Origin of the sequence: Arthrobacter sp. NPDC056727 (genome assembly GCF_042790555.1) — a bacterium.
Classification (GTDB): Bacteria; Actinomycetota; Actinomycetes; order Actinomycetales; family Micrococcaceae; genus Arthrobacter.
In genome coordinates this window covers 92,057-100,360 of the sequence record NZ_JBHTZA010000018.1, presented here as the reverse complement: position 1 = coordinate 100,360, position 8,304 = coordinate 92,057, and the positions used below count along the sequence as shown (strand labels likewise).

At 70.3% G+C, this 8,304-nt stretch carries 6 protein-coding genes and 1 pseudogene; all 7 read right to left on the bottom strand.

From position 1 onward, the window contains the following. Positions 1-209, bottom strand: a pseudogene (locus ACFRAH_RS17540) (UDP-glucose 6-dehydrogenase); the annotation flags it as partial. After that, positions 206-1,378: a phosphotransferase gene (locus tag ACFRAH_RS17535; protein ID WP_377992174.1), complete on the bottom strand. Its 1,173-nt coding sequence runs from the start codon at positions 1,376-1,378 to the stop codon at positions 206-208. The pseudogene ACFRAH_RS17540 and the gene ACFRAH_RS17535, both read right to left, overlap by 4 nt. Next, on the bottom strand, positions 1,375-2,625 hold the full coding sequence (locus ACFRAH_RS17530; RefSeq protein ID WP_377992173.1) for a phosphotransferase family protein: 1,251 nt from the start codon (positions 2,623-2,625) through the stop codon (positions 1,375-1,377). The genes ACFRAH_RS17535 and ACFRAH_RS17530 overlap by 4 nt, the downstream gene beginning before the upstream one ends. Further along, positions 2,622-4,505, bottom strand: coding sequence for an ABC transporter ATP-binding protein (locus ACFRAH_RS17525; RefSeq protein ID WP_377992180.1), 1,884 nt, complete (start codon positions 4,503-4,505; stop codon positions 2,622-2,624). Before ACFRAH_RS17525 ends, ACFRAH_RS17530 begins: the two co-directional genes overlap by 4 nt. Further along, the gene (locus tag ACFRAH_RS17520; protein WP_377992172.1) at positions 4,505-5,698 is read right to left on the bottom strand and encodes a glycosyltransferase family 4 protein; all 1,194 of its coding nucleotides are present in this window, start codon (positions 5,696-5,698) and stop codon (positions 4,505-4,507) included. Before ACFRAH_RS17520 ends, ACFRAH_RS17525 begins: the two co-directional genes overlap by 1 nt. After that, positions 5,698-6,915 (bottom strand): glycosyltransferase family 4 protein, encoded by a 1,218-nt coding sequence (locus ACFRAH_RS17515; protein ID WP_377992171.1) that lies wholly within the window; start codon positions 6,913-6,915, stop codon positions 5,698-5,700. The genes ACFRAH_RS17520 and ACFRAH_RS17515 overlap by 1 nt, the downstream gene beginning before the upstream one ends. Then, positions 6,902-8,113 carry a glycosyltransferase family protein gene (locus tag ACFRAH_RS17510; RefSeq protein ID WP_377992170.1) on the bottom strand — a complete coding sequence of 404 codons (1,212 nt, stop codon included), beginning with the start codon at positions 8,111-8,113 and terminating at the stop codon, positions 6,902-6,904. Before ACFRAH_RS17510 ends, ACFRAH_RS17515 begins: the two co-directional genes overlap by 14 nt. Positions 8,114-8,304: the final 191 nt, after the last annotated feature.

The window sequence follows — 8,304 nt, the reverse complement described above, 5'->3', positions numbered from 1 at the left end:
TCCAGCATCCGGCGGAGGAGTTCGTCGAGTCCGGGTTCGTAGAACGGCAGGGTGCCGGCGGAGAGTGAGCGGATCTTGCCGGCGTCGACGTCGATCCCCACCACGCGGTGGCCCAGCAGCGCCATGCAGACGGCATGCGACGTGCCAAGATAGCCGGTCCCGATCACGGAAAGCGAAAGGCCCGCGAGGCCTGTTGGGGACCTGCTCATGTCAGGCTCGGTTCTGGCCGCACCAGCGGGACAGTCGCGCCGGCTTCGGATGGCCGCCGCAGACCAGGCGAAACCAGGTCCATTGACGTCAGGTACCGCACCGCCCAGGATCCCCAGGGCGGGCGGAAGGAATACATGCAGGCCAGCCGGAGCCGGGCGGAGGCGGCATAGGCCTCGAACCGTTCCGGGCTGACGTGCAGGCGGGTGGCCGCGGACACGATGCACGCGTGGGCGATGGCAAACCGCCGCCCGCTCAGGAGGTTCTGCCGCCGTCGCAGTTCCAGATGCACGGCCAGGTTGGCCAGGTCCAGGGCGGCCTCGGCCCGGCACGCCTCATCGAAATCCAGCAGTCCCGGTGCGCCGGTGTTGTCGGTGCCCGGTATATGATCGCCGCCCAGTATCTGCTTGTCGTGCAGGTCCCCGTGCGCCCAGCCGAGGGGATCGTGGGGCAGGGCCAGAAGGCGGGCCGTGACGGCGTCGGCCTGTGCAAGGAGGGCAGCGCGTCCCCGCTCAGCCTCGGGGATCCCTTCGCTGTGGAGAAGCCAGTGGTCGATCCAGCGCTGCACCCTGACCAGTTCCTCCTCGGCATCGTGCAGCGGAAGCTGCTCCACGGTGGCGCGGGAAACCGGGCCGCTGGCGCGCACTACAGTCTCCGCCCACGCCCGGGACCAGTGAGCCCACATGCCGGCAAAGACGTCGTCCGGGACGGTGCTCCGGTCCTGGCCGAGCTCATAGTACGGCCGCCCGGCCACGCGGCTGAAGACCAGGACATCCGGCCGGGCCGCGGTCATCACCGGTGTCCTGAAGGGGCCGCCGGCCAGGACCGCGGTGGCCAGCACGTGGTTTGTGGCCGCTGCAGGCGCCTGTTCAGGCCGGAACACTTTGATGTAGGTGCCGCCGGCGCGCAGGACTGCCCGCTTGTGGGCGCGGTGGACCACTGTTTCGCCCTTGGGTGACTCGAGGGCGAGTGCGGGCAGCTTGGAGTCGTCCGCGTATACCGGGACAAACCGGCCGTCGCGGAAGATCCCGCCCAGCACGCCGGGATGGCCGGGCGACTGCACCTCCAGGACATACCGGCCCGCCGAGGTGCCGGGCCATGCCCGCTGGACGGACCACACGGATCCTGCGGGGTCGGTCACGCGGCGGGGGACAGGCGGGTGCCAGGTCATGGGATCAGCTCCTTGGCCCGGCGCAGATGCCAGGCCGTGTCCTCGGCCCAGTCCGGCGACCGGTCACGGAAGGGGTCAACGCTGCCGTTGAAGAGCCGGAACGCCGCCCAGGCATCCACCCCGGACTGTGTGAACCGCCCGCCGGCCCGGCGGTAGCCTTCAGTGAGCCCGACCGTTTTGGGGCCGCCGGCAGATGGGCCGCCGGAAGCCCGCAGCACCGTCTCTTCAGCCGCCGCGAACGATCCCAGATCGGCCTCGGCACTCCCGGCGCGCGCCCGGTCGAAGTCGATCAGACGCACCTCCGAGTCTCCCACCAGCACCTGGTCCGGGGAGAAGTCGCCGTGCACCAGGACCGGACCGGACCCTGAACCATCCGGCAGGAGGGAACCGAGTTCGGCCTCGATACGCCTGGCAGTGTCCTCCAATGCAGGCAGCAGGGAGGAGACCATATTGCGGGTGGCCTGCAGCTGGGCGGTGACGCCCGCAGCATGCCAGTCCGGCGCCGGAACGCCGTGCAGCCGGGCCAGGGCTTCCCCGGCAGTGAAGGCGCTGGAATCGTCGTCGAGACCTGCCAGGTCGCCGCCGCCCCAGGCGATGCAGGCGCTGATGCCGTGCTCCAGGCATTCGGCGTCGCCCAGCTGGGGGAGAAGCGGCACGCCGTGGCGCTGAAGCCGCTCCAGGAAGTGGGTCTGCTGCCCGGTACCGGCGGGCTTGGCGGCGGTTTTGATCACGACGGCGGTGCTCGCCTGGTGCGCCAAGAGGACCAGGCGCCGCTCGGGTTTGTAGCGCAGCACGCTGCTGCCGGCGAGCAGGCTGGCGGCCGCCCTGGGTTTGAGCCCCAGCCGTTCGGCGCCGTGCTCGCGCAGCCACACGAGGTTCGGGTGCAGGGCCCAGTCGTCCTCGACGCCGCCCACCGCCACCAGCATGTCTGCGTGCAGGGGATCTGGCCGGAGGACGCGCATGTTTCCGCCGCGGGACCGTGATTTGCTCTCTCGCCGGAGCAGCTTGGCGGCAGGTTCGGCCAGGGTATAGGCCCAGCCGTATTCAAAGTTTCCGTTGCGCAGGCGGCGGAAGGCCACCAGAAGCGAGGTGCCTGGCTTGTAGCGGACGCGGGTGACGCGGACGGTTTCGCCGAGCAGTTCGGACAGGCGGGCGTTGTCCAGCAGCCAGGGCAGGCCCGGCAGCGCGGCGTCGCGGCTGGCCAGCGAACGGTCCGGGTTGCTGAACCCGGATGGTGGGGCGTTCACGGCACCACCTGCTTCACGTCGCCGCTTTGGTCCTGTGCGCCGCGCGGTTCGTCCACGCCAAGGTCCTGGTCCTTCATCCATCCGGCGAACCGGGACCGGGGATCAAGGAGCAGTTCCTCCGGCCGCCCTGCTTCGACGATGCGGCCGCGCTCCAGCCAGACGATGCGGTCGCAGGAGCGGGCGGAGCGGACGTCGTGGGTGATCGTGATGGAGGTCCGCTCGCGGGTCAGGGCGGCAAGTGCCTGCAGGACGGAGTTCCGGGACACCGGGTCCAGCCCTGCGGTGGCTTCGTCGAGGATGACGATCGGTGCCCGCCGGAGGATGGCGCGGGCGATGGCGATCCGCTGGCGCTGGCCGCCGGAGAGGTCCTTGGCTGCTTCGCCGAGGACGGTGTCGTAGCCGTGGGGCAGTGCGCGGATGAAGCCGTCGGCCTGGGCCAGGGCGGCGGCCTCCTCGATCTCCCGGTCCGTGGCGTCGAGCCGGCCGAACCGGATGTTGTCCCGGACGCTGGTGCCGAAGAGGACGGAGTCCTGGAGCAGGATGGTCACGTGCGAGCGCACTGAGGCGATGGTGAGGTCGCGCAGGTCCTCGCCTCCCACCCGGACGGTTCCGGTGCTGGGGTCGACCATGCGCAGGATCAGGCCGGCGAGGGTGGATTTGCCGGCGCCGGAGGGGCCGAGGACGGCGAGGTGTTCACCGGCCGGGATGGTGAGGCTGATCCCGTGCAGCACGGTGCCCTCGCCGTGACCGGCTGAAACGTTGTCCACGACGATGTCCGGGGCGCTGGAACGGAGTGGCCGGGCGTGGGGCTTCTCGGGCAGGTCGGTCTGGGCTTCGAGGAGGTCCGCGACGCGTTCGCCGGAGGCGGTGGCCCGGGCGATCCGGCCAATCTGTTTCGCCACGTCCTTCAGCGGTTTCATGCCCGTTTTGAGGTACATCAGGAATATCACCAGGTCGCCGGGCGTGATGGCGTGTTCCAGGACGCGCCAGCCGCCGCCGGCCAGGACCACCGCCGTCGCGACGCCGATCAGCACGTCGGTGCGCCGCTCCAGGCCGGCGGCCAGCCGCAGCGCCGCAACGCCCGTTCCCAATGTTGCCTGGTTGCTGCTGCGGAAGCCGGAGCTGATGGTGTCCTCCAGCCCGTAGGCCTGGACCTCGCGGATGGCACCCAGAGTCTGCGCCGCCGTCGTTGCAAGGTACCCCTCCCCCTTGCGGGAGTTTCCGGCCGCCGCCGAGATGGGACCTGAGCTGGCGCGGGACAGCAGGACGAAGGCGCCGCCGGCCAGAACGACTACCAGCGAGAGCAGGGGGTCCAGCCAAAGCAGGATGCCGACCATTGCCACGAGGGTGGCCATGTTGCCCATGAGGGGCAGCCCGGCAGTGATGGCCGCGTCCTGCATGCGGGAGACGTCGCCCACCAGCCGCTGGACGGTGTCGCCGGTGGAGGCGCGCGTGTGGTGGCGCATGGACAGGCCCTGGACGTGCCGGAAGGCACTGGCCCGCAGGTCTGCGGCCACCCTCGAACCGATGAGGGCGAAGCAGACGGCGGACCAGTAGTTGGAGATGGCGCGCCCGATGCTGATGGCCACCACCGCCGCCCCGCACAGGATGAGCGTCTGCACACTGGCGTCCATGGTGGGGCCGGGCTTGCGGAGCGTCGCACCCAAAGCCCGGGAGACGGCGTCGACCACCAGCTTGAGGGGCCACGGTTCCACGAGCCGGAAAGCCACATCGAACACCAGCCCGACGAATCCGCCCGCCATGAGGAGGCGGTGGCCCTGGAGATGCGGGCGCACACACCGCAGCGTCCGGCGCAGCCCGGACTCCTGCTGTGGCGGCCGGGCAGGGTGGGCCGCGGAGTGGGCGGGGCGTGCGATCATCACGCCACCTCCTGGCGGAGCGGCAGCGCCGCAGTGATGCGGGACAGGACGCCGTCCCAGCTGTAGAGCCCGACGGCGGCCGCCCTCGCCAGCGTGCCCAGCCGCTCACGCAGCGCCGCGTCCGCACCGAGGCGCCGAAGAGCGGCGGCGAAGGCGGACGCGTCACCCGGCGGGACGAGCAGTCCGGTGCGTCCGTCCTCCACGATGGACGGTATCTGGCCTACCGCCGTGGCCACGACCGGCATGCCCGCGGCCAGGTACTCGTAGACCTTCAGCGGCGAAAAGTAGTTGTCCCGGCCGGGCACAGGTTGCGGGTACGGAGCGGCAGCGGCATCGCATCCGTGCAGCAGGCCGGGCACGGCGTCCGGGGGCACGGCGCCGGTGAACTCGGCCTCCACGCCGAGCCCGGCTGCCGCCCGCTCCAGGTCCTTCCTGCCGGGGCCGTCGCCAATGATCCTCACGGTCCAGGCTTCACCGGCACCGGCACCGGCACCGGTTTCGGCGTTGGCCAGGGCCACCGCCGTGAGCAGGGCGGGGACGCCGTGCCAGGGCTTCAACGTGCCCACGAAAGCCACCGTGAGCCGGTGCGCGTGGCGGCGGCTGCGTGGGCGGGGACCAATCCGCTCGGTGTTTACGCCGTTCGGGGCCAGGAGCGTCTTGGCCCCGGGCGCCCGGTGCTCCACCCACCGCACCACGGGGTCCGAGACAGCGGCCACGGCGTCCGCGGCCAGGGCGTTGCGGCGCAGCACAGCCTCGGCCAGGGAGACGTCGAACAGCTGCCGGTACCGCTGCTGCTCCTCGATCAGCGGCGCGTTGACCTCCAGCGCAGACGGGACCCGAAGGCGTTCAACGGCCACAGCAAGGGCATCGCTGAAGAGCGAGTAGCGCTCGTACACCACGTCGCAGCCGTCGCGGACCACCGCTTCGGCCAGGGCCGCGGCTGCCTCGCCGATGGCGCGCTCCCGCGCAACCCCGGAACCGGGCTTCTCCAGGTCAACAGGGCGGGGCGGAAGTTCGACGATGGCGAGATCCGCCAGGTCTGCCGGCCGCTCGGCACCGGCGCGGGTGCAGTAGACAGTGACGTAGGCCCCGGCCCGCCGCCAGGCGCGCACGATCTCCTGCACATGGACCGAGGAACCCTTGGTGCCGAAAACAGGGACGCCGGGGTCGGCGCAGACATAGGCGACGCGCATCAGGCAACCCTTCTTTCTCCCAGTGACAGGGCCCGGAGCGCCTCCGCCTGCCGACGCACGTCGTAGTCCTTCTCGATGAGGGCTCGGGCGTTGCGGGCCAGCGCCACCCGGTCCGTGGCGGGAGAGCTGATGCGCCGGATCGCCTGGGCCAGCAGATGGGGCTGGCCGGGCTTGGTCAGGATTCCCGTGTGCCCGTTCCGCACCGCCTCCGGTATGCCGGTGACGTAGGTGGAGATGCACGGAACACCGGCGGCCATGGCCTCCAGCAGGACCGTGGGCATGCCGTCGGCGTTGCCGTCCGAGGCCACGACGCAGGGTGCAATGAAGGCATCGGCCGAATCCAGCAGCTCGTGGACCTGGTCCTGGGTCTGCGGGCCGAGGAGCCGCACGTGCCGGTTCAGCCCGAGCTGTTCGATCGAGTCCTGCAGCTGCCCGGCCAGCACACCCGTGCCGGCGATCCTCAGGTCCAGCGGGAAACCCTCTGCCACCAACTCCGCAGCGGCCGGCAACAGGTGCTGGAACCCCTTCTTTTCCACCAGGCGCCCCACCGCGGCCACGCGCACGGTGGAGGCCACCGGACGGGGGTCCCGGTATGGGAAGCGGTCCAGCTCAAGGCCGTTCCGCACCAGATGGAGCCGGGACGTGACGTCCGGGAAGCGGCGCTGCAGGAAGCGCAGGTTGTACTCGCTGATGGTCACGGCGTGGTGGGCCTGGGCGAACTTGGTCCGGAGGTCGTCGTCGACCGTCTCGACGAAGATATCCACCGCGTGCGCGGTGAACGAATAGGGGATGCCGGTGATGGCCGAGGCCAGCCTCGCCACGCTGGTGGGCGTGGACGCGAAGTGGACGTGCAGATGCCGGATGTTGCGGTTCTGCAGGGCGACGGCGAGGTTGATGGCCTGAAGCGCATCGTTCGGGTCCGTTGTGGCCAGTTCCGCGAAAACCCGGGACACCGCCGGGGCGAGCCCGGCGGCTTCCGCTGCGCGGAAGGTCTCCCAGACGCGCTCAGCGCTTTTAGGGCGGCCGATAAGGGTTACGGGTGCTTGGACGCGCGCCAGCCCGGGATGGAACCGCTGGTCGGTGCAGGGGCGCAGGGAGAAGATTTCGATCCGGTCCCCGGCGGCCTCGCGCGCCAGGATTTCGGACACGATGAAGGTCTCGGAGAACCGCGGGTACATCTTCAGCACGTAGCCGGTGGCCGGTTCAGACTGCAGCATGTGCGGCACCTTCCCGTTCGCTGCCGGTCGCCGTGGAGGCTGCGGGCACCAGGGGCTGCAGCAGCTCCGCCGCGAGCTGCGGCACGCGGACCAGCCCGTCGAGCCGTGCCTTCCGCCGGTCCACCCTGGTGCCCAGCCGCGTGGCCAGCCAGCCGGAGAGAATGGCAGGGGTAAGCGTGCCGATCTCGTGGTACTCGAGGTACCCCGCGGAGGCCAGGGAAGCGGCCCTGATCCGCTGCTCGGACCGTGACTGTGTGCGCGGCACGATGAGGGCGGGGACGTGGGTGCTCATGATCTCGCAGACAGTGTTGTAGCCGCCCATCGACACAATGGCCCGCGCGGCGCGCAGGTGGAGCACCATGTCCTCGAGCCGCCCGACGATCCTGGCTCCCGGGACCGCGCTCCGCCGCAGGTCCGCGAGCTGGTCGGCAGGCATCTGGGGTCCGGCGACCACCAGGTGCCCCACGCCCGGCGGCAGTTCCGCAGCCGAGGCCAGGGCTGCCAGCGCGTGGCCGTCGGCGCCGCCGCCAACCGTCGTCAGGAAGTAGGGGGCGGGCATGGTGGGGTGTCCCGGTCCCGCCGGCCTGCCGGCCGCGAGGTACCCGGTGTAACGGACCAGCTTCTGCATGGCAGGGGGGATCTCGCCGGAGGCAACGGGGTCATGCACGGCAGGGTCGCCGTAGACCCAGATCGCGTCGAACAGGTCGTTGACCAGCGGCGCGCCGCCTTCCCGCTCCCACTCGGCGATGGCTGCCTCCGGCGCATCCAGGATTTCGCGCAGTCCCAGCACCGTGCGGACGGGTCCGGCGGCGCGGACGCGGCGCAGGGCCGTCTCGAGTTCGTGGTGGATTCCGGTGGCGTGGCGGTCCACCACCACCAGGTCGGGAAGGAATCCGCCCAGCACCGATTCGAGCAGGCCGGCCCGCAGCGACACGAGGTCCTGCATCGGAACCGTCAGGTTGCGGGGCTGGTAGCCGGCGGAACTCTTTTCCACTCCGGGGAGGATGAGCCAGTCCCAGCCGGCCGGAACATCAAAACCGGGGGCCAAAGCGGTACCGGAAATGAGGATGCCGGTTACGTCGCGGCCTGTCAGGTAGGGCAGCTGGTTGCTGAGGGCATGGGCCAGCGCCAGATTGCGCCGCACGTGACCGAGACCCAGCGAGTCGTGTGAATAAAGAACAATTCTTAAGTGGTCCATGTGGGCCCCCATAGCCTGCCGGTTCGCGGTGGGAATTTGTTTCGGCAAGCCTCAAATGAAGACTGAGTCGGAAATGGGGTTTATTAAGAAACTCTCATTATGTCCGGGCACGCGGCATTGCTGCCGCGGCTGTTGGGAAATTGAGTTGTGGTGGCGGGCGCAGGTGCCGGGCCAGATGATGTTCGCGCGTG